Source organism: Salinibacterium sp., assembly GCF_031364185.1.
In the GTDB taxonomy this organism is placed as follows: Bacteria; Actinomycetota; Actinomycetes; order Actinomycetales; family Microbacteriaceae; genus Rhodoglobus.
Window position 1 is genome coordinate 1 of the sequence record NZ_JANLVV010000288.1, and the last position, 19,817, is coordinate 19,817.

Consider the following 19,817-nt stretch of genomic DNA (forward strand, 5'->3'; position numbering starts at 1 on the left):
GGCGTTCGGCGGCCACGTCTGGGCCCGCCCACAAGAGTGGCCGGGCCTCGAGTTCGACGTGTGACCCACCTCGGCGCCCCGGCCCGCGTGGGTAGTTGCGCGCCGCGGGCGGCGCGAGCGACCGGGCTGCACGGTGCCAGCTGCGCGGGCCCTCATTGGCCGCTATCACCGCACCTGTGGTCTGGTCCCCTTTTGCCGTCCCCCCAGCCTGCCGCCTGGACCGTAGGAATCATCGAGAACGCCACTTCTGCTGCCTCAACCTCGATCTACCCAGCAGAAGTGGCGTTCTCGACGCCTAGCGCGAGCGTGCGAGCGGTGGGGAACAGCAGGCGGCGCAGGCGCAGAATGCAGCGCGCGGGAGCGGGAGCGGGAGCGGGAGACGCGGCAGCGGGAGCGGGAGCGGGAGACGCGGCAGCCGACGCAGGATGCAGTTACGCCGCGTCGAGTTCGAGCAGCAGCTCTTCGGCGAGCTTCTGGGTTCCGGGCAAGGGTTCCACCCAGACGCGCACTCGCCCGGAGGTGTCGGCGGCCGTCTCGAACGCGCCGACCCCACGACTGAGCCGTTGCAGCGAGTCGCCCAGGCTGTCGCCGCGTGCGACGAGCGCCACGAACAGGCCGTGGGGCAGGATCGCGGTCGTCTCCCCGGTCGAGAATACGGAGCGCAGCAGGTTCGAGAGTCCAAGGCTGCGGGCCAGCCGGGCCGGGCCGTTCGTGAGTCTGTTCGGAGCATCCACGATCACGAAGCAACGCTCGATGTCGGGTGATTCCGCGTAGATTTCACTGAGCCTGGCGCACACGTAGTCGTAGGTGGCGAGTCCGGTGAGGCTGTCAACGCTGGCGCGGCCGAGCAGCGTTTCGACTTCGGCATCGGCCCACCCCTCGGCGAAGGCGCGTGAGACGGCGTGCGGTGGCGCCGTGCGGAAGTGCAATCGATACGGGGTTTCGAGGTCTTCCACACCTTCGCGCATTCCGATCCCGGCCCCGGCGCGATGCCGGCCAAGCAGTCGGGCAGATTCGGATGCGTCGCGCCGGTGCGTGATCGCGTGGGCGACGTCGTCGACCGCGGCCGTGTGCCAGTCATCGAGGTCGCGCCCGGTGTGGGCGGCGCGCCAGGCAGCGACCAGGGCCGCCGCATCCGGTTTCGCGAATGGTGATCTCATCATGCCTAAGGAGAGGGGCTGGTCACCTTTTCATTACGCGACTTTCGCGCCCGATTCAGAGAGTGTAGTTTCACCTTGTGGGGCGGGGAGTCGATCACTCAGCCGAACGCAGCGACGCGGAGTTGATCAGCGCGGTGCGCGCGGGTGATTCCGGCGCCCACAGCCGACTTTTTGCTCGGCATTCCGGCCCTGCGCTGCGTGTCGCGCGCGCCTACAGTCGTGACGCTTTCGCTGCTGACGATCTGGTGTCGGAGGCGTTCGATCGAACGATCCGGGCCATTCAGGGCGGGCGCGGGCCTGATCTTGCCTTTCGGGCCTATCTCTACACGACCCTGCGGAGGCTGTCGGCCGAGCAGAGTTCCCGTGATGCCCGGGTGCGGGCCACTGACGATATCAGCGCGTTCGAGCGCCCCACCTCGAGTGCTGACCCCGCGGTGGCGTCGTTCGAGAATCGCGTAGTCAACTCGGCGTTCGCCAGTCTGCCCGAACGGTGGCAGGAGGCCCTGTGGTACCTCGAGGTGGAGAGGATGTCGCCGGCCGATGTCGCTCCCATTCTCGGCTTGACCGCCAACGGGGTGTCGGCCCTCGGCTTCCGTGCCCGCGAGGGGCTTCGCCAGGCCTACCTGCAGGAACACGTGGTTGCGGTGGACACAGAGTGCGCTGACGTGCGCGGTCGGCTGGGTGCCTACTCTCGCGACGGGCTCGCGAAGCGTGAGACGCTCGTGGTCGAGAGTCACCTGGACGACTGCTCGAAGTGTCGGGCGATTCTGGTCGAGCTGCGAGACGTGGGCCATGGCATGCGCGTGGTGATCGCGCCTCTCGTGCTGGGAAGCGCCGGCGCGGCCGCTTTGCTCGGGCTCGGACACGCTCCGGCCGCGAGCGCTGCAGTGCTGGTGCCGCGGTGGCGACTGCATCGACCCAGTGGTCGCGCGGTGGCGGCCGTCGCAGCGACGGTGGTGGGGCTCGCGGGTGCGGCAGTCGCGGCGGCCATGATCATCCCGACCCTGTCATCAGTGGATGTCGCGGCTCCCGTCGCCCAGCCGCCCACCGTCCAGCAGCCGGCGCCGGTCTCGCCCCCGACGGCCACTCCCCCGCCGAGCGCTTCGCCCACAACACCGCCCACCCCACCGCCGCCACTCGCACCGCTGGTGGATCCTTCGGCCCGGCCCGCGCCGCGCCAGCCCGCGCTCGCAGCGCCGCCTGCCAACCCAATTCCGGCCCTGCCCCCCTCGATCTCGCTGGCCTGGGAAGACACGGGCGACCTTGTGCTGGGTCGGGATGGCCTGATCGGAGTCGTGGTCACCAACACGGGCGTCTCCCCTGTCGCTGCGCTCTCCGTCAGTATTGACCTTCCCGCCGGGGTGACCGTCGACCTCCGGCGCACCGCGCTGATGGGCCCGCCGACCGGATGGTCGTGCGTCCCGGTCGGTGCCGTGGTGACCTGCTCAACCACGTCGTTCGCGCGAGGCTCCAGCTCGGTGGTGCGCATTCCGCTCGCCGTAGGCCCGGCCGCCGACACGGTCACCGCGCTCCGGGTGAGCGCCAGAGCCGGGGCTGTCGAACTCGCCGCGGCGGCGGCCGCTTCGGTTCGCGTCGCGGGATTCGGCGCCACGGTCATCCTCGATGGGGCCTACACGATCAGGGTCGCCGGGGCTTCGCTGCTGGACTGTGACGGTTCGCCGGGGTGCGTCGACGCCCGTGCGCGTGTGGGGTTATCGTCGCGGTGGGACAACAACGACTGGGTGATGTCCGAGGCCGGGACATCCACCACCCGATTGGATCTGCCGCCCGGCGCGACCGTGGCCGTTGCGCGAGTGTATTGGTCCGCCTATGTGCCATCGGGTGCCAGTGCTGCGGATCTCGGCGGCATCTCGCTCAGCGCGCCGGGTGCCGCGGCCGTCACGGTCGTCGCCGACCGCACGGATCGCACAAAAATCAGTGGTCGTGATGTCTACCAGTCATCGGCGGATGTCACGGCGCTCGTGGGCACCGGGGGCGGCGGCGACTGGGCGGCGGCGGGCGCCCCACTGGTCACGGGAACCAATACCTACGCCGGCTGGGTGCTGGTCGTCGTGCTCGAAGACTCCTCGTTGTCCCCCGGCCGCGTGGCGCTCTTCGACGGGCTGGCCACTGTCGCTGGTTCGGCGTCCGTGAGTTTCGATGTCGCGGTGGTGCCGGGTACCGAGGCGACACTGGGTGTCGTCGCCTGGGAGGGTGACGCCGGCAGCAAAGGCGATGCCCTCCTGGTCAACGATTCCCCGGCTGTTCCCGCGACGGGCCTGGGCGCTGATGACAACGCATTCGACTCCACGGCCGACGGATTCACGCGGCCCAACTCGTTTGGCGTCGATGCGAAACGGTTCAGCGCCATCACAATGCCCGCGTCGCGAGCGCGACTCACGGCGAAGACCGCCGGCGACGCGTACCTGATCGGTGCGGTCACGATCGAGAGCAGATAGTTCCGCGAAGTCGCGTAAGGGATCACCGCCGACACCCTCTCATCGGGTAGAGGGCGCGGAATCCAGATCCGAATTGAGGCGGAGAATGGTTCCCGAGTGCGGCGGCCGGGGCCCTGCCGCCGCACCATCCTCGGGGAGTTGACGCCGACAGTGGCACGATGCCGACAATGGATTGTCGCCGACAGTGGCACGATGCCGACAATGAATTGACGCCGACAGTGGCGCGATGCGGGTGGATGCCACCACAGCAGCCGCACGCGATACCGCCGTGCCGAAGCTGGGGTGCGGCGGCGCACAGGTTAGGGCCAGACTGGAGACATGGCTCATCGACCCGACACCGGTGACCCCGCGGCCGCCGCCTCTGCCGCCGCCGCGGAACTCGCGGAGCTGCTACGGCGCACCGTCGCCGAACTCGACGCACGCGGGGCGCACGACGAGGCCCTGGGCGCAGTCAAGCCCGGCCGAGGCTTCGGGCCGATCTCGACCGCGACGAAGATGGTGCGGGCCGGCCGCGCGTGGCGCCTCGGGGTGCTGCTTATCGACCGCAACGCCGAACTGTACGAGACCGGGTCGGTGACCCGCGCGATCGTGCCGCTGCGCGCGGTGACGAATCGCTCCGCCGAGGCCGAGGCGCGCCGAGACGATCGTCGGGCCGCCGCACGGGGCAATTTTCCGGATGGTGAGGTGGTGAACTTCGACTACAGCCCGATTGACACGAGTGCCGCTGCGCTCGACGAAGGCTCGGGCATCCTGAGCCTGCAAGAGGGGGCGGTCATGGTGCGCTGGCACGCGACCGACCCCGCCCGCCGGCTCGATAGCTACATCGCCGACCGACTGAGCCTGCTGGTAGCCGAATGAGCCCTCCCTCCCCATTCGAGCGTCGGCTGTCTGAGCAAGCACCCCGCCTGCGAGAGCTCTTCTTTCAGCTTTACGGCACTCAGGATTCGGCTCGCGGCGAATTCGACCTGCTGCTGGGCGACCTCGAAGAGTCGTGGGAGCAGAGACCGCCTAGCCTCAAAGCCCTCGACGACACGCGAGAGGCACACCCAGACTGGTTCGAATCGAACCGGATGCTCGGGGGCGTGTGTTACGTCGATCTCTACGGGGGCGACCTGGCGGGCATCCACTCGCGCATTCCCTATTTCAGGGAGTTGGGGCTGACCTACCTGCACCTGATGCCGCTGTTCGAGGCCCCCGCCGAGAACTCCGACGGCGGCTACGCGGTGTCGAGCTATCGCCGCGTTAACCCTGCCCTCGGAACGATGAGCGAGTTGGCGCAGCTGGCCGAAGAGTTGCGCGACAACGGCATTTCGCTCGTGCTCGACTTCATCTTCAACCACACCTCCAGCGAGCATGAGTGGGCCCGCAAGGCCCTGGTCGGTGACCCTGCCTTCACCGATTTCTACCTGATCTACCCCGATCGCGCCCAGCCGGATGCCTTCGAGCTGACGACGAGGGAGATCTTCCCCGATGACCATCCCGGCTCGTTCGTGCCGCTGGCCGACGGCCGTTGGGTCTGGGCCACGTTCTACTCGTTCCAGTGGGATCTGAACTATCGAAACCCCGCAGTGTTCCGCGCGATGGCCCGCGAAATGCTGTTCATCGCCAACCAGGGCGTCGAGATCTTGCGGATGGATGCCGTCGCCTTCATCTGGAAGCAACTCGGCACCTCCTGTGAGAACCTCCCCGAGGCTCACGTGCTGCTCCAGGCGTTCAACGCCCTGTGCCGGATCGCCGCCCCGGCCACCCTCTTCAAGTCTGAGGCGATCGTTCACCCTGACCAGGTGATGACCTACATCGGCGAAGGCGAGTGCCAGCTCAGCTACAACCCGCTGCAGATGGCCCTGATCTGGAACACGCTCGCCACCCGCGAGGTCACCCTGCTTTCGCAGGCCCTCGAGCGGCGCCACTCGATTGCCGAGCACACCTCGTGGGTCAATTACGTCAGGGGCCATGACGACATCGGTTGGACGTTTGCCGACGAGGATGCCACCGAGCTCGGCATTCACGGCTTCGATCACCGTCGCTTCCTCAACTCGTTCTACGTCGGGCGCTTCGACGGCTCGTTCGCCCGCGGGCTTCCGTTCCAGAGCAACCCCCGCACGGGCGACTGCAGGGTCGCGGGTACGACGGCGTCGTTGGCAGGGGTGGAGGCCCATGACCCTCTCGCCGTGCGCCGTATTCTCGCCGCGCACGCCGTCATCCTGAGCACCGGCGGCATTCCGCTGCTGTACCTGGGCGATGAGGTGGGGCAGCTCAACGATCTCTCCTACCGCGGCAACCCCGCGCAGGTGGGGGATTCGCGCTGGGCGGGCCGCCCGAGGTATCCGGAAGCTGACTATGCGCGTCGCAATGACAGCAGCACCGTTTCCGGGCAGATTTTCTCGGGGCTCATAAGGATGATCGCGGTTCGACGGCACACTCCCGAATTCGCCGGTGGTCGCCTCACCGTCTTCGACACCGGCAACCGGCACGTGCTGGGCTACCTGCGGCCCGGCGACGAGGCCACCGTGCTCGCCCTGAGCAACTTCGGCGACGAGCCACAGCGACTTCCGGCGATCGTGCTCTCCGGATTTGCCACCACCGGTGTCGACCTGCTCAGTGAGTTCGTGGTCGAGCCGGGCGACGATCTGCTGCTCGAGCCGCTGTCCGTTGTCTGGTTACGGTTCCCTGCGTCAGGCTGACCGAACGCTACTGCCCGATGACCGCGCCGAACCGCTCCGCCATCGTCGCGCGGTGCACACCGCGCAGCTCGTCGATCGAGATAGTGAACTCGTCCTGCACCTCGAGCACGCCGCTGTCGTCGGTGACGCCGATGCGAAGGTACGGGAAGTTGCGGCCCTCGCACAGCCCCTGGAATCGCACGTCATCTTCGCGCGGCACGCTCACGAGCATCCGGGCCGTCGATTCGCTGAACAGGGCGGCCGTGGCATCCACCCCATCACGGTCCAGGATCTCGGTGATCCACACACGCGCGCCGATACCGAAGCGCATGACCGCCTCGGCGAGGGCCTGCGCGAGCCCGCCATCGGCGAGATCGTGGGCGGATGCCACCAGGCTCTGCTCCCCGCCGGCACCGATCAGCGCCGCGAGTTTCAGCTCGGCACCGAGGTCCACGACGGGCGGCAGGCCGCCAAGGTGATCGTGCACCGTGCCGGCCCAGGCGGAGCCATCGAGCTCGTTTCGGGTGACGCCGAGCAGGTAGATGTTGTTGCCCTCGTCCTGCCAGCCCGACGGGATGCGACGGGCTACGTCGTCGATGATCCCGAGTACGGCAATGACGGGGGTGGGGTGGATGGGCGTCTCGCCGGTCTGGTTGTAGAACGACACGTTGCCGCCGGTGACCGGGATCTCGAGCTCGAGGCATCCATCGGATAGAGCCTCGACGGTTTTGGCGAACTGCCACATCACCTCGGGGTTCTCGGGCGAGCCGAAGTTAAGGCAGTCGCTGACGGCGACCGGGGTTGCGCCGGTCGCGGCCACGTTGCGGAACGCCTCGGCGAGGGCGAGCTGCGCGCCGCGGTAAGGGTCGAGCTGGCAGTAGCGGCCGTTGGCATCCGTGGCGACGGCGAATCCGAGGCCGGACTGCTCGTCGATGCGCACCATGCCGCCGTCGTCGGGGAAGCTCAGCGCGGTGTTGCCGAGCACGTACTTGTCGTACTGGTTAGTGATCCAGCTCCTATCGCTGAGGTTGGCCGAGCCGAGCAGGGCCAGCATGTCGGCCCGCAGGTCGGTCGAGCGGGGCAGCCGGTCGGTGGTGTCGGCCCGCAGGGCGTCGATCCAGGTCGGGTAGGCGACGGGCCGGTCGTAGACGGGCCCATCGACGGCCACGGTGCGCGGTTCGACGTTGACGATCTCTTCGCCGCGCCAGTGGATGATCAGGCGCCCGGTGTCGGTGACTTCGCCCAGCACGCTGGTTTCGACGTCCCACTTCTGCACGACCGCCAGGAAGCCCGCGAGCTTGTCCGGCGTGACGATCGCCATCATCCGCTCCTGGCTCTCCGACATCAGGATCTCTTCGGCCGTGAGGGTCGGGTCGCGCAGCAGCACCTGCTCGAGGTCGATGAACATGCCACCATCGCCGTTGGAGGCGAGCTCGCTCGTGGCACACGAGATACCGGCGGCGCCCAGATCCTGGATGCCCTCCACCAGCTTCTTCTCGAACAGCTCGAGGCAGCACTCGATGAGCACCTTCTCGGCGAAGGGGTCACCGACCTGCACCGCGGGGCGCTTGGTCGGCCCGCCCGCCGAGAACGAATCAGACGCGAGAATGGATGCCCCGCCAATGCCATCTCCGCCGGTGCGAGCCCCGAATAGCACCACCCTATTACCCACGCCGCGGGCATTCGCCAGGTGCAGGTCTTCGTGCCGCAGCACGCCCACCGCGAGCGCGTTGACCAGCGGATTGGCCTGGTAGACCGAGTCGAAATACGTCTCTCCGCCGATGTTCGGCAGGCCGAGGCAGTTCGCGTAGAACGAGATACCCGAGACGACGCCGTGCACAATGCGCGCGGTATCGGGGTCATCGATGTGACCGAAGCGCAGGGCATCCATTACCGCGACAGGTCGCGCTCCCATGGAAATGATGTCGCGGACGATGCCGCCGACACCCGTCGCAGCGCCCTGGAACGGCTCGATGAAGCTCGGGTGGTTATGACTCTCGATCTTGAAGGTGACCGCCCAGCCCTCGCCGACATCCACCACGCCGGCGTTCTCGCCCATGCCCACCATGAGGTTCTTCTTCATCTTTTCGCTGACCTTCTGCCCGAACTGTCGAAGGTAATTCTTGCTGCTCTTATACGAGCAGTGTTCGCTCCACATCACCGAATACATCGCGAGCTCGCCGCTTGTGGGCCGACGCCCCAGAATTTCGCGGATGCGCAGGTACTCGTCCTCCTTCAGGCCGAGCGCGGCGTAGGGCTGCACCTTCTCGGGAGTGGCGGCGGCGTTCTGGACTGTGTCGACAACCTGATTCACGACGCAATTCTACCCAGCGACAATTCTCGCGGCGCCGTCCAGCGGCTAGGATCCGTCGTTCGCGTAGGTCATGCAATAGTTCCCAAGCAACAGCTTGTCACCGTAGGGCTGGGTGTCGCCGACTGTCGCGTCGCTGATAGCGAAGATCTCGGCAATCATGGCGGTGCCGACGAGCTCGTCGTTGCCGAACTCTAGGGTGCTCGTCGAGTACGTCCCATCGCCTCCCGTGGTGGGATCGAAGGCAAGACTGGAGATCACCACGGGCCCGCCGGTCTCGCTCAGCGTGATCAACTCAAACTGCGGGAGCAACCCGGCGTCGATTGCCTCTTGCGACAGGGTGACCGAGAGCTCGGTTCCATCCCCGAAGACCTGACCATTGCCGGGCCCGGCCGCGACAGCGTTCGACGTGAAGAGCGTGAGTTCCGGGTCTGTTTGTCCCTCGTAAATGCTGCAGTCGGTCGAGAGCGTTTCGGAGCCGGAGCCGGAGCCAGAGCCCGCGGAACCCTCTTCGGTGGCTGGAGCGACCTGTGCGCATCCTGCCAGCAGGAGAGAGGCTGTGATGAACGCGACGAGTGTGCGATTGGTGGTAAGGCTGTTCATGAGACTTATTCTGGCCCAAAAGTGCCACCTGGTGAGTATTGGATACACGGTTCGCGCCACGGCGGGTCAGACAAAACTGATTCTGTGCACGCCACCCTGGACACGGCCCCCTGCCTGCCGCCTGCCGCCTGCTGCCAAGAGTGCGCAAACTGTTGCTACCTTTGCAGCGATAACCACAGTTTGCGCGGTCTCGATGCGGTGCGGGAAGCAGCGGGCGAGGCATCCGGAGCTTACTGGCGTGACCGACTGGTACTAGCGGAGAGGTGGATGATGAGGCGCCCGTGGCAGACTCAGAGGGTGCCCGCAGTAGCCAGCCCCGAGACATCACCCCTGCCCGCTCTGAGCTGGGGGCTCATCCCCGCGACGCTGCTGAGTAGCTCTGCGCTTCTGCTGTTCGCCCTGCGCGGCACCTCGCCAGCCGTCACGGTCGCCGGCTACGGGATGCTCGCCGCAGCGCTGCTCATCGCGTGGCTGTTCGACCGCTCCCGCCGCACCGACGGACTGTTCCGCGACCTGGTGTTGATCGCGACCGGCATGGCCATCGTGTCGACGATCTCGGTGGAGGCGAACATCGGTTGGGGTAACTTCTTCCTGCTCGGGTTTGTGCTGGCGGCGGCGGTGGCCGCGCCGTACCTGATCTCCCGGTTCGTGTTCCGCGACCGCGTCATCCGGTTCCCGTGGCGCGGCGGCTGGCCATGGAGTCGCGTGCAGTGGGGCTACGTGGTGCTGGTGCTCTTTCTCGGCTGGCTCATCCTGCCGTTCTACTTCATCACCTCGGGCGTCTACCTGAACTGGCCGGCGGTCACCGAGTGGCATGAGATTGCCCGACTTTTTGTCGGGGTGAATGCGGTAGGAACCTGGGATGAGCTGTTCTTCATCCTCACCGTCTTCGTGCTGTTCAAACGACACTTCCCGGTCTGGCAGGCCAACCTGCTGCAGATGGTCATTTTCGTGTCGTTTCTGTGGGAACTCGGCTACCAGGCGTGGGGGCCACTGCTGACGATCCCCTTCGCGCTGCTGCAGGGGTGGATCTTCTCTAAAACCCGCTCGTTGCCCTATGTGCTCACCGTGCACCTGCTGTTCGATCTTGTCGTGTTCCTCGTGATCGTGCACGCGCGAAACGACGGCGTCATCGGGATCTTCCTCGTCTCGCCCTAAGGCGTTTGTCGCTCCTCCGGCGCCTCGACGCCGATGAAGCGGAATGCCGCGCCCGTAGGATCGGCCGCTGAACCCTGCCGACCGAACGGCGTGTCGACGGGCGCTTCGAGCACCGATCCGCCGAGCTCGATGATCCGCGCGGCTGTGGCATCGGCATCCGCCACCCCGAAGTAGACCACCCACGCCGAGCGTTCCACCGGCTTCATGGTCGAGGTCGCGTCATAGATGCCCGCGACGGGCGCGGCGCCATCGCTGACCGTCGACATCCTGAACTCGTCAGAATCGCCCATGACCGACAGTTCCCAGCCGAAAACCTTCTCGTAAAACGTTGATGCCGCGGCGAAGTCGCGCGTGTGTACCTCGTACCAGACCGGCGCGTTGGGCTCATTGACAACCAGAAAGCCGCGGTGTGCATCCTTTTGCCAGCCGCCCACCATGGCACCGGAGGGGTCGATGATGTTCAGCATCGTGCCCTGCCCGCCGACCCGAAAGTTGTTGATCACCTGACCACCATTCGCCGCAGCGAGCCCGGCAGTTGCCTCCGCATCATCGGTGAGGAGAAAGGTCGTCCAGGCATCGGGCCCGCCGGTATTGTTGCCCTGGCCGATCAGCCCGGCAACCGGAGCGCCGTTCAGGAAGAAGGTCACGTAGCCGCCGTATTCCTCCGGCCCAGACATGTGAGTCCAGCCGAACAGCGTGCTGTAGAAGTCGATCGCCGAGGCCGGGTCTGACGACAGCAGGTCTATCCAGACCGGATTCCCAGCGAGAGTGGTTTCGTGCGCGGGCATGTCGGCTCCTTGTCTTCGCAAAAAACTCAGCACGGGCCGAGGTGATGGGGTTCATTCGACACCCAGGGGGCCTCCGCGTCAAGGTCGGCTGTGCACACTTCGCGCGGCGGGAGTAACAAGCTCGTCTGGCGGGAGTGAGCAGCAGGCGGCGGGAGTAGCAACTCCCGCCGTGGGGGAATATCTCCCGCCGTACGGCGGTGGTGGCGGCGCGAGCCGGGGGGGGCGAGGCGGCGGGGAGAGCAGCAGCTCGCTCCGGCGGGTGTTGTTCGCGAGTGGCGGGAGTAGCAACTCCCGCCGCGGGGCGCAACTCCCGCCGCAGGGGAGCAACTCCCGCCGCGCACCCAGGCGCGGCGGCGTGACCGCGTTAAGCCCGGGTGAGGGCGGCGATCGCGCTGGTGAAAAAGGCGAGTCCATCGGTGCCGGAGCGCATCGCATCCCCCATGTCTGGGCCGAAGCCGGGCTCGGTGGCATGCTCCGGATGTGGCATCAGCCCGACCACGTTTCCGCGCTCGTTCGCCACCCCCGCGATGTCGTTCATCGAGCCGTTGGGATTCACGTCGACATACCGGAACACCACCTGGCCGTTGCCCTCGATGCGCCGGATGGTCTCGTCATCGGCGACGAATCGGCCGTCGGCGTTCTTCAGCGGGATGACGATCTCGGCGCCGGGCGCATACTCGTTCGTCCAGGCGGTGGTGTTGTTCTCGACGCGCAGCTTCTGGTCGCGGCGGATGAACTGCTGGTGCGCGTTGCGGGTGTGGGCGCCGGGCAGTAAGCGGGCTTCGGACAGCATCTGGAATCCGTTGCAAATGCCGAGCACGGGCATCCCAGAATTTGCGGCGTCGATAACCTCCGCCATGATCGGCGCGTGGCTGGCAATGGCCCCGGCGCGAAGATAGTCGCCGTAGCTGAAACCGCCGGGCAGCACGATCGCGTCGACCCCGTGCAGGTCGTGGTCGCCATGCCACAGCGCGACGGCTTCCGCGCCGGCGATGCGGATGGCACGCTGCGCGTCGCGGTCGTCAAGCGAGCCCGGGAAGGTGATGACACCGATTTTCATTCGGCGACCCTTCATTCGGTGACCGAAATGCTGACGACGTCCTCGATGACGGTGTTCGCGAGCATGTCTTCGGCGATCTCCCGAACCTCGGCGAGCGTGGCGTCATCCACTGGGCCATCAATGGTCAGTTCGAAACGCTTGCCGATGCGCACCCCCGTGTAGCGGTCGTGGCCGAGGCGGGTGAGGGCGCCGGCGACAGCCTTGCCCTGGGGGTCGAGGATCTCTGCCTTAGGCATGACCTCGACGACGATGATGGGCACCGAAACACTCCAGGAGTTCGTGGGCGGACGACACGATTCTATGCGACCAGTGGATGCTCGGCGGTGGCCGCACGCATCCCGAACCAGTGCAACCGAGCTCACTCCAGGAACAGCACCACGATCGAGGCGACCACCGCCAACGCTCCGATGCCGGCGAAGATGATGCCCAGAAGCCGTACGAGTGACTCATCGGGGGCGGATTTCTTGAGGTAGCAGTTGCCGGTGCTGCGCTGGCGGTGGAACACCTCAAGGCTGTCATTATCGTGGGGTAGTGCGAGTTCGGCCTCGGTGAGTGCGCGATGGTGAACGTCACCGTCCGAGGACAGCCAGTTCAGCTGCCCCTCGTTGATAGCGGCCGGGACCGTATGCCACGGCCCGCGCGAGAGCCGCATGGCCAGCAGGATGGCAAAGCACACGGCCCCGCAGCCCAGCCCGACAATCGTGAACACCTCGGCCAGGAGGCTGATGGTTGTCACGGTGCCAGACATACGCCAACCCTACGGGCGCGGGCGCCAGGCCGCGGAATATCCCACGCTCGACTCGTCGTATGGCACAGCGGCCGGACCCCGGTGGGCTTCGGGACCAACCGGCATCCAGCCGCTGTGAGTTTAGGGGGTGACGTCCTGAGGCGAGACGTCACAGCCGTGATCTTAGTGAGCCCCGCCTGTTCCCGCGAAGTAGCGATGGAATGCCGTGGCCTCCATGGCAAAAACCCCGCCCTGGCCTAGAGGAATGGACCGCCACCAGTCAACGTCGACCGCCTGGTGCGAACCGGCGACGACCGAGGAACCTGTGGCTTCGAAGTAGCCCCACGGGTTTCGTATCACGACGTAGTCGACCGGCCTCACGGCGAGCTGCTGCCACTCGAGACTCGTCGCGAGTCCGAGTGAGGTGGCGTAATGCACCCCGGGGTCGACCACATCGGCTGGGGCGAGCAGCTGAGGTCCTGGGGAAGGCCAGGCAATGGGCGGAACGGTGTTGCCGGGCAGGATGTGCGGATCGACGACGGACTTCCGCATCGGCTCGTAGCGCCGCATCCAACCGAGCACCGAGTAGGCATGCCCGCCCACCACGTTCGCGTCGGTGTAGGCGACTCGCCCTTCCGCACTGTCGCCGCCGTGGGTCCAGGCGACCATCGGTGTCGTGGTTCGACCGCTGGAGCAGTGCGTTTTGATGAGTTCGAGAATTTGCGGTGATGTGAAGCTGGAGTGCCAATTGCGATAGTCCTGCAACCCGGTCAGCGCGCGCGCGGCGATGGACGGGTCACCACCCGAGATGCTCGGGATGGCCGGGAAATCGTCGGAACTTCCCAGGCGCCACTTGGCGTAGGCCTTCTCGTATACGGCGGGCCAGATCTCGCCAGCCTCACTCGAGCGGGCGAACGTGGGCCCTCCTCCGTTCGTCAGGATCCGATCGGTCACCTCCACGCTGCCCCAGCCGGCATCACCGAAGAAGCTGACCTGATGCTTGAAGGCCTGGTTGTCGTGGCCGGTAGCGCGAGTCTTGTCGGCAATGGTGGAGGGCATCGACCATGCGACGGAGGCAAGCGCGGCGATGAAGTAGCAGTCGCCGACTCCACCCTGCACCGGGTCGAGAAACTCGGTTGCCTCGTTGTAGAACCGGCCTTCGTCGTTCCATTCGAAGCCATCGGGGTGATACCCGGGCTCCAAGGGAAACAGGATGTCGAGCACGCGCCTGTCGAAAAGCCGCTCCAACCGCTCAGCGCGCGCCCGGGGCGTTTCGGAGAACTCCACGATCGTGCCGGTGCGGGTCGATAGCGCCGCGCGGATGCGCAGGTCGCCGAGGGCCTTAACGCCCAGCAGCGAGGCAAGCTCGGCGAGCGTGCGAACACCGGAGAGATCGGGCACTTCGTCGGTGTCGACATCGTTTCTGGATGTGCGGGTGTGATCTTCGAGGTGTGGCCGTTCTCGAACCACGGTCCCGTTCGTCCGCTGAACCCGTCCGACGTACAGTGGCGAACCGTTCGCCGGATCGAAGAGTTGCGTGTAGGGCATCTGGAAAATTTCTTCGAGCAGGGCCGGTCGGTTACCGATCTGGTCCCAGTTGATTGAGCGATTCGCGATGATCTCGGCCAGTGCGTATGGGTTCGGCACACCGGTATTGGCCAGGGGCGATTCTTCGGAATGTGACGACTGTCGCGGCTTCTTTATGCCGGTCGCCTCGGCGTCGACCACACCGCGGGTGTGAATCGTCGATGGTGTTGAGGTCATTGGGTGACACCTTTCTCCTTCGGCGCGAGGGTGTCTCGCATCAGTACAGGAGTCGAAGGGGGCCGGGGTGATACATCCACCCGCAAAGTTCGAAAACCCTGGCGCTCCACGTATCAGGGGCCGACCGGGCGGCTCCTCATCAGGAAATAAGGAGTGCCCGTGTCGCACGCTCGAGGTTCGATATCTATTGCTCGGCGGATTCGATTTCGTCGAGTGAAATTCTGGATTCGTCGCTATGGGCCGCCCGAGATCGTGGGCACGGTCACCATGCTGCTGGCGGCGAACATCACCGGCGGCCTGACATCATCCACCGTCGTTATCGCGCTCTCGGCGCTGCTGGCCGGGGCCATAGGTTTCTACGCCGTGATGGGGATGACCGTCTACCGCGAGCAGTGGGTCATCTGGGGGCGGGATGTTCGGCCACGGCTCTCGACTGTCGTGCATCGCACCACACTCTGCCTGCTGGCCGAATTTGGCGCCACCGAGTTCGTCGATCTCCTGCTGCTCAGGCCGGTTCTGCTGTTCGGCGGCATCCTGCTTATCGGCGACACGACGGGCGGCCTCGTGGCGGGGAAAATTGCCGCTGATGTAATTTTCTATGTGATCGCTGCGGTTGCCTTTACCGTCACTTCTCGGCGGGGCATGCGTGAGGTGCCTGCGCGCTGATCGCCGACGGTCCCGCGGCTGCCTCAGCCGACATGGATGCCCGGCCGCTTAGCCGGATCCTTCTCCACCTCGCGCAGGATTTCGCGCACGATCGGTGCGGTGTCACCCCGGCCAAGGATGAGATAGCGCAGCAGGTGGCCCAGCGGATTGCCCTCGGACCACTGGAAGTAGGCCTGGGGCTTGAGGCCAGAACCGTCCCGCAGCGCCAGCAGGATCGCGGCGATCGCGTTCGGTACGGCAGGGCTCGCCGCGCGGAGGATGCGGTGCCCGTCGATCTCGATCCCGCGAACGTGCAGGATGTCGCCGAACTCGGAGGGATCGATGACCTGAATCTCGAGGAACAGGATGTCGGCGCGCCCCGGCACCGGATTCACCCCGCGTTGCTCGCGTTCCTTCGCTCGGTACTCAGTACGATCGCCTCCATCGAGTTTATTGGCGATGATGTTCAGCTGGCCGTCGTGGAGTGCCGACTCGTCGATGAACCGTTGTGCGGCCTTGTCGAACTCGATGCGTCTGGCCCTCAATTCGGTGGTGCGCGAGACACGCGAGATCAGCGAGATGATCACGATGCCCAGGATAAACAGCGCCGAGATGGCGATTCCATCAGGTTTCTCGCGAATATTCTCGATGAGGGCGTAGAGCAGAATGAGCGTGAGGATGCCGAAGCCGCCGCTCGCCGCGCGCTGCCTTTTGCGGATCGCCGATATCGTCACCGCAATCGCGCCGGAGACCATCATCGCCAATATCCCGGTGGCGTATGCCCCGGCCTGCGCATTGACATCGGCGTTGAAGCCGATGGTGATAACGATGCTAATCGCGGTATAGATCAGCACTACGGGGCGAACCGCGCGGCTCCACTCGGGTGCCATCCCGTAGGAGGGCAGGTACCGCGGCACGATGTTGATCAGGCCGGCCATGGCGGAGGCGCCAGCGAACCACAGGATGAGGATGCTGCTGATGTCGTAGACGGTCCCGAAACCCTCGCCCAGCAACCCGTGTGCCAGGTAGGCGAGCGCGCGGCCATTGGCCCCGCCGCCGGGCGCGAACTGCTCCGCCGGAATCAGGATCGTGGTGACCAGGCTCGACGAGAGCAAGTAGACGCTCATGATCAGTGCCGCGGACGTGAGCAACTTGCGGGTGTTCCGGATGCGCGACTCGAGCCGCTCCTGGGGCGTCGCACCCTTGGCGGCGACCAGTGGCATCATGCTGACTCCGGTCTCAAACCCTGACAGGCCGAGCACCAGGAGGGGAAATGCGAAGAGTGCGGGAAGGACGATTCCGTTCCAGCCGCCGCCGCCCGACCCCAGGGCAGCAATCCAGTCATCCACAGCGATCGGGTTGGCGGCGATGTCGATGAAGCCGGCCACGATCACGGCCGCGTTGAGCGCAAGAAATACCGCCACCAGCGGGATCGCCACGTTCACCGCTTCGGTGAAGCCTTTCAGGAACACTCCCCCGAGAATCAGCAGCAGCACGATGGTGATCAGTACAGCCTGCCCGCTGAGTGCCTCGGGGACGAAGGGGTTCTCGAGAAGATGCACTGTGGCATCCGCCGATGACAGGGTGATCGTGATGATCCAGGAGGTCGCGACAAAGCCGAGCAGTACGAGCACGAAGAATTTGCCCCGCCAGAAGGGCAGCAGCCTCTCGAGCATCGCGACGGATCCCTGCCCGTGGGGGCTTTCCTTCGCCACCCGTCGATACATCGGCAGCATGCCGAGCAGAGTGAGTGCCACGATCAGCAGCGTGGCGAGGGGGGAGAGTGCACCCGCCGCCAGCGCGGCGATGCCCGGCAGGTACGAGAGGGTCGAGAAGTAGTCGACTCCGGTGAGTGTCATGACCTTCCACCAGGAGTGCGCGTGCGCCGTCGACTCGGCGACCTCGGGGCCGTTGGGCTGCACCTTGTCATTGAGCAGCCATCGCGCGAATCGACTAGTGGGCGGTGGTGCGACACCCGCTCCCACCACGCTGGAGGGGAACTCGATGACCTTCGGTTTGCTCACGGCGGTGCTCCACTACGTTATGGCCCTGCAAGGAACCCTCGACCATCATGCCATTTCCGTATGAGCGCAACCCGCACGAGCGCCGCGCCACCGAAGTGAGTGAGCCAGACTGGTTACGTGAACGCAGACACCGCCATCCAGTCCAGGATCGTGCGGGTGCTCGTTGCGGGACAGGTACTCGCGGGACTCGGCCAGGGCGCCACTCTTGCCATCGGTGCCGTCATCGCCAACGAGGTTGCGGGCGAAGCGTTCTCCGGTGCTGCCGCGACGTCGAGCACGCTGGGTGCCGCGATCGCGGCGATCCCTCTGGCGCGCCTTGCGCAGCGGCTGGGGCGTCGGCCGGCGCTGGCGCTCGGTGCGGCTACCGCCGCAAGCGGCTCCATTCTCACCGTCATTGCCACCGGGCTTGAGTTCTTTCCCGTCCTCATCGTGGGGTTCGCCATGCTTGGTGTTGGCACCGCCGTGGGACTCCAGGCTCGCTTCGCGGCAACGGATGTGGCTGAGCCATCGCGCCGGGGGCGAGACCTGTCCCTGGTCGTCTGGTCGACCACGATCGGCGCGGTGGTCGGACCGAACCTTTTCGGCCCCGGGGTTGCGATCCAGGATGCGCTGGGCCTTCCCGAGCACACCGGCTCTTTTGTCATCGCCATCGCCGCGCAGGTAATGGCATCGCTTCTCTACCTCACCGCGCTGCGCCCAGACCCTCTGATACTGGCCCGCGGGAGGGCCGTGCTTGCTTTAGCGACGCCCGATGCCGGGGTCGTTCGCGGCAGAATGGCCCTGGTTTTCGCGATTGGCTCAATTGCCATCAGCCACGCCGTTATGGTCTCCGTGATGTCGATGACGCCTGTGCACCTGAGTAACCATGGGGCAAGCCTGACGATCATCGGATTCACGATCAGTCTTCATGTGGCGGGAATGTTCGGGCTCGCGCCCCTCTTCGGGTGGGCGAGCGATCGCTGGGGCCGACTACCGGTCATTCTCGGCGGCCAAGCGCTGCTCGCGACCGCGGTCATCCTGATCGGCCTTGCCTCTGAGAGCACTCTGTTCGTGACCGTCGCGCTCGTCGTGCTCGGCCTCGGCTGGAGCGCCGCAACCGTGTCGGGTTCGGCGTTGGTATCCGATCTCGTGACGGGCGCCACTCGGCTTCGAGTGCAGGGTCGCGCCGACACCATCATGAGCCTTGCCGGGGCCTTTGGGGGCGCAGTTGCGGGACCGATTCTCGCGCTGATCGGCTATTCCGGGCTCGCGTGGGTTGCCGGAGGATTGGTCGTGGTGGTCGTGGTGGCCGCGAGCATCGTCCGCCCGCGGGTGCCGCAACTCCTGTAGCCCGTTCCGCCTTCCGACCCGCGCCCCGCTCAGCTCGCCAGAGCTGGGTAGTCGGTGTAGCCCTCCGCGGTGGGCGTGTAGAAGGTTGTGGGATCGGCCTCGTTGATCGGCGCGCCTTCCTTCCAGCGCACCACGAGATCCGGGTTGGCGATGACCGGACGTCCGACGGCCACTGCGTCTGCCGTGCCCGCCTCGACGAGTTCTGCGGCCTCGTCCCGGCCGGTGACGCCCCCGAATCCTGAATTGACCACGAGCGGACCGCCGAACCGGGCCCGCAGGTCCTGTACGAGGTCACTATCAGGCTGAGCGTGCAAAACGCTGAGGTAGGCCAGACCGAGCGGGGCGAGCCCCGTTATCAGCGCGTCGTAGGTGGCACGCGTGACATCCGCGTCCTCTTCCAGCACATCCTGGATGTTGTGGGACGGCGAGATGCGGATGCCGACCCGGTCGCCCCCGATCGCCCCTGCTACAGCGGTCGCAACGTCGATTCCGAGCTTCGCGCGCTCCTCGGGGCTTCCTCCATAGGAGTCGTCGCGCACGTTAGATACAGGGGAGAGAAACTCATGCAGGAGATAGCCGTTGGCGCTGTGTAGCTCGACTCCATCGAATCCGGCCTCGATCGCCCGTGTCGCCGCCGCGACGTGCTCGGTAACGATGTCGCCAACCTCCGATTCCGTGAGCGCGCGGGGGGTGGGGAATGCCTTTTTGCCGAGGGGAGTGTAGGTTTCGCCCTTGATCGCAATCGCGCTCGGGGCGACGGGAGTGAGCCCGCCGGTGGTGTCTTCGTGGCTCACCCGACCCCCGTGCATGAGCTGCATCACGATCGTCCCGCCCTCGGCGTGCACCGCCTCCGTGACGCGGCGCCAGCCGGCGATTTGCGCGACGGTGACGATACCTGGCTGACCTGGATTCGAGCGGCCGACGTCGCTCGTGAATACGCCTTCGCTCACGATCATCCCAAGGGATGCCCGCTGCCGGTAATACTCGACCATCATGTCGTTGGGCTCGCCCGAGACACCGGCGCGCATGCGCGTGAGGGGTGCCATGACGATTCGATTGGACAGCGCGAGGGCGCCGAGGCTGGTGGGACTGAACAACTGCATGATCCTGATTTCTCTCGAGGGGA

Annotated in this window: 16 protein-coding genes; 6 read left to right on the forward strand and 10 right to left on the reverse strand. The window is 66.0% G+C overall.

Annotated elements, in window-relative coordinates; translation table 11 throughout:
* Nucleotides 1–431 precede the first annotated feature (431 nt).
* A complete protein-coding gene (locus RMN95_RS12565) occupies nt 432–1,160 on the reverse strand; it encodes a hypothetical protein (protein ID WP_309617250.1) in 729 nt (242 codons plus the stop codon).
* Between the two features lie 77 nt (nt 1,161–1,237).
* Here RMN95_RS12565 and RMN95_RS12570 point away from each other — a divergent pair, with 77 nt between their 5' ends.
* From RMN95_RS12570 to RMN95_RS12580, 3 genes are all read left to right on the forward strand, one after another.
* Nucleotides 1,238–3,619, forward strand: a complete 2,382-nt coding sequence (locus tag RMN95_RS12570; RefSeq protein WP_309617251.1) for a sigma-70 family RNA polymerase sigma factor — start codon at nt 1,238–1,240, stop codon at nt 3,617–3,619.
* A 318-nt stretch (nt 3,620–3,937) separates the two neighbouring features.
* The gene (locus RMN95_RS12575) at nt 3,938–4,477 is read left to right on the forward strand and encodes a hypothetical protein (protein WP_309617252.1); all 540 of its coding nucleotides are present in this window, start codon (nt 3,938–3,940) and stop codon (nt 4,475–4,477) included.
* A complete protein-coding gene (locus tag RMN95_RS12580; protein ID WP_309617253.1) occupies nt 4,474–6,303 on the forward strand; it encodes an amylosucrase in 1,830 nt (609 codons plus the stop codon). The genes RMN95_RS12575 and RMN95_RS12580 overlap by 4 nt, the downstream gene beginning before the upstream one ends.
* A gap of 7 nt (nt 6,304–6,310) precedes the next feature.
* On the opposite strand, the gene purL is transcribed toward RMN95_RS12580, so the two are convergent.
* Nucleotides 6,311–8,596, reverse strand: coding sequence for a phosphoribosylformylglycinamidine synthase subunit PurL (purL, locus tag RMN95_RS12585; RefSeq protein ID WP_309617254.1), 2,286 nt, complete (start codon nt 8,594–8,596; stop codon nt 6,311–6,313).
* A gap of 45 nt (nt 8,597–8,641) precedes the next feature.
* Nucleotides 8,642–9,196: a hypothetical protein gene (locus tag RMN95_RS12590; RefSeq protein WP_309617255.1), complete on the reverse strand. Its 555-nt coding sequence runs from the start codon at nt 9,194–9,196 to the stop codon at nt 8,642–8,644.
* 297 nt (nt 9,197–9,493) lie between these two features.
* Between RMN95_RS12590 and RMN95_RS12595 the strand changes: the two genes are divergently transcribed.
* Nucleotides 9,494–10,354: a type II CAAX prenyl endopeptidase Rce1 family protein gene (locus RMN95_RS12595; protein WP_309617256.1), complete on the forward strand. Its 861-nt coding sequence runs from the start codon at nt 9,494–9,496 to the stop codon at nt 10,352–10,354.
* Here RMN95_RS12595 and RMN95_RS12600 read toward each other — a convergent pair.
* The 5 genes from RMN95_RS12600 to RMN95_RS12620 all read right to left on the reverse strand — a co-directional run bounded on the left by RMN95_RS12600 (nt 10,351) and on the right by RMN95_RS12620 (nt 14,693).
* Nucleotides 10,351–11,142, reverse strand: a complete 792-nt coding sequence (locus RMN95_RS12600) for a VOC family protein (protein ID WP_309617257.1) — start codon at nt 11,140–11,142, stop codon at nt 10,351–10,353. The two genes, RMN95_RS12595 and RMN95_RS12600, sit on opposite strands and share 4 nt — an antisense overlap.
* Before the next feature lie 364 nt (nt 11,143–11,506).
* Nucleotides 11,507–12,202 carry a phosphoribosylformylglycinamidine synthase subunit PurQ gene (gene purQ / locus RMN95_RS12605; protein WP_309617258.1) on the reverse strand — a complete coding sequence of 232 codons (696 nt, stop codon included), beginning with the start codon at nt 12,200–12,202 and terminating at the stop codon, nt 11,507–11,509.
* Nucleotides 12,203–12,213: 11 nt separating this feature from the next.
* Entirely contained in the window at nt 12,214–12,462 is a 249-nt protein-coding gene (gene purS, locus RMN95_RS12610) for a phosphoribosylformylglycinamidine synthase subunit PurS (RefSeq protein ID WP_309617259.1), read from the reverse strand.
* Nucleotides 12,463–12,560: 98 nt separating this feature from the next.
* Nucleotides 12,561–12,950 carry a hypothetical protein gene (locus RMN95_RS12615; protein WP_309617260.1) on the reverse strand — a complete coding sequence of 130 codons (390 nt, stop codon included), beginning with the start codon at nt 12,948–12,950 and terminating at the stop codon, nt 12,561–12,563.
* Between the two features lie 162 nt (nt 12,951–13,112).
* Nucleotides 13,113–14,693, reverse strand: a complete 1,581-nt coding sequence (locus RMN95_RS12620) for a C2 family cysteine protease (protein WP_309617261.1) — start codon at nt 14,691–14,693, stop codon at nt 13,113–13,115.
* A gap of 213 nt (nt 14,694–14,906) precedes the next feature.
* Between RMN95_RS12620 and RMN95_RS12625 the strand changes: the two genes are divergently transcribed.
* Nucleotides 14,907–15,359, forward strand: coding sequence for a hypothetical protein (locus RMN95_RS12625; protein WP_309617262.1), 453 nt, complete (start codon nt 14,907–14,909; stop codon nt 15,357–15,359).
* Between the two features lie 23 nt (nt 15,360–15,382).
* Here RMN95_RS12625 and RMN95_RS12630 read toward each other — a convergent pair whose 3' ends face one another.
* On the reverse strand, nt 15,383–17,326 hold the full coding sequence (locus tag RMN95_RS12630) for an amino acid transporter (RefSeq protein ID WP_397545144.1): 1,944 nt from the start codon (nt 17,324–17,326) through the stop codon (nt 15,383–15,385).
* Nucleotides 17,327–17,479: 153 nt separating this feature from the next.
* Between RMN95_RS12630 and RMN95_RS12635 the strand changes: the two genes are divergently transcribed.
* Nucleotides 17,480–18,691: an MFS transporter gene (locus tag RMN95_RS12635; RefSeq protein ID WP_309617264.1), complete on the forward strand. Its 1,212-nt coding sequence runs from the start codon at nt 17,480–17,482 to the stop codon at nt 18,689–18,691.
* A 29-nt stretch (nt 18,692–18,720) separates the two neighbouring features.
* Here RMN95_RS12635 and RMN95_RS12640 read toward each other — a convergent pair whose 3' ends face one another.
* Nucleotides 18,721–19,794, reverse strand: a complete 1,074-nt coding sequence (locus RMN95_RS12640) for an alkene reductase (RefSeq protein ID WP_309617265.1) — start codon at nt 19,792–19,794, stop codon at nt 18,721–18,723.
* Between the last annotated feature and the right edge of the window lie 23 nt (nt 19,795–19,817).

Excerpts from the sequence above, each read along its gene's own strand:
- RMN95_RS12565 (WP_309617250.1), bottom strand. The coding sequence starts at position 1,160 with ATGAGATCACCATTCGCGAAACCGGATGCGGCGGCCCTGGTCGCTGCC.
- RMN95_RS12575 (WP_309617252.1), top strand. The coding sequence starts at position 3,938 with ATGGCTCATCGACCCGACACCGGTGACCCCGCGGCCGCCGCCTCTGCC.
- RMN95_RS12580 (WP_309617253.1), top strand. The coding sequence starts at position 4,474 with ATGAGCCCTCCCTCCCCATTCGAGCGTCGGCTGTCTGAGCAAGCACCC.
- RMN95_RS12590 (WP_309617255.1), bottom strand. The coding sequence starts at position 9,196 with ATGAACAGCCTTACCACCAATCGCACACTCGTCGCGTTCATCACAGCC.
- RMN95_RS12600 (WP_309617257.1), bottom strand. The coding sequence starts at position 11,142 with ATGCCCGCGCACGAAACCACTCTCGCTGGGAATCCGGTCTGGATAGAC.
- purQ (WP_309617258.1), bottom strand. The coding sequence starts at position 12,202 with ATGAAAATCGGTGTCATCACCTTCCCGGGCTCGCTTGACGACCGCGAC.
- RMN95_RS12615 (WP_309617260.1), bottom strand. The coding sequence starts at position 12,950 with ATGTCTGGCACCGTGACAACCATCAGCCTCCTGGCCGAGGTGTTCACG.
- RMN95_RS12620 (WP_309617261.1), bottom strand. The coding sequence starts at position 14,693 with ATGACCTCAACACCATCGACGATTCACACCCGCGGTGTGGTCGACGCC.
- RMN95_RS12640 (WP_309617265.1), bottom strand. The coding sequence starts at position 19,794 with ATGCAGTTGTTCAGTCCCACCAGCCTCGGCGCCCTCGCGCTGTCCAAT.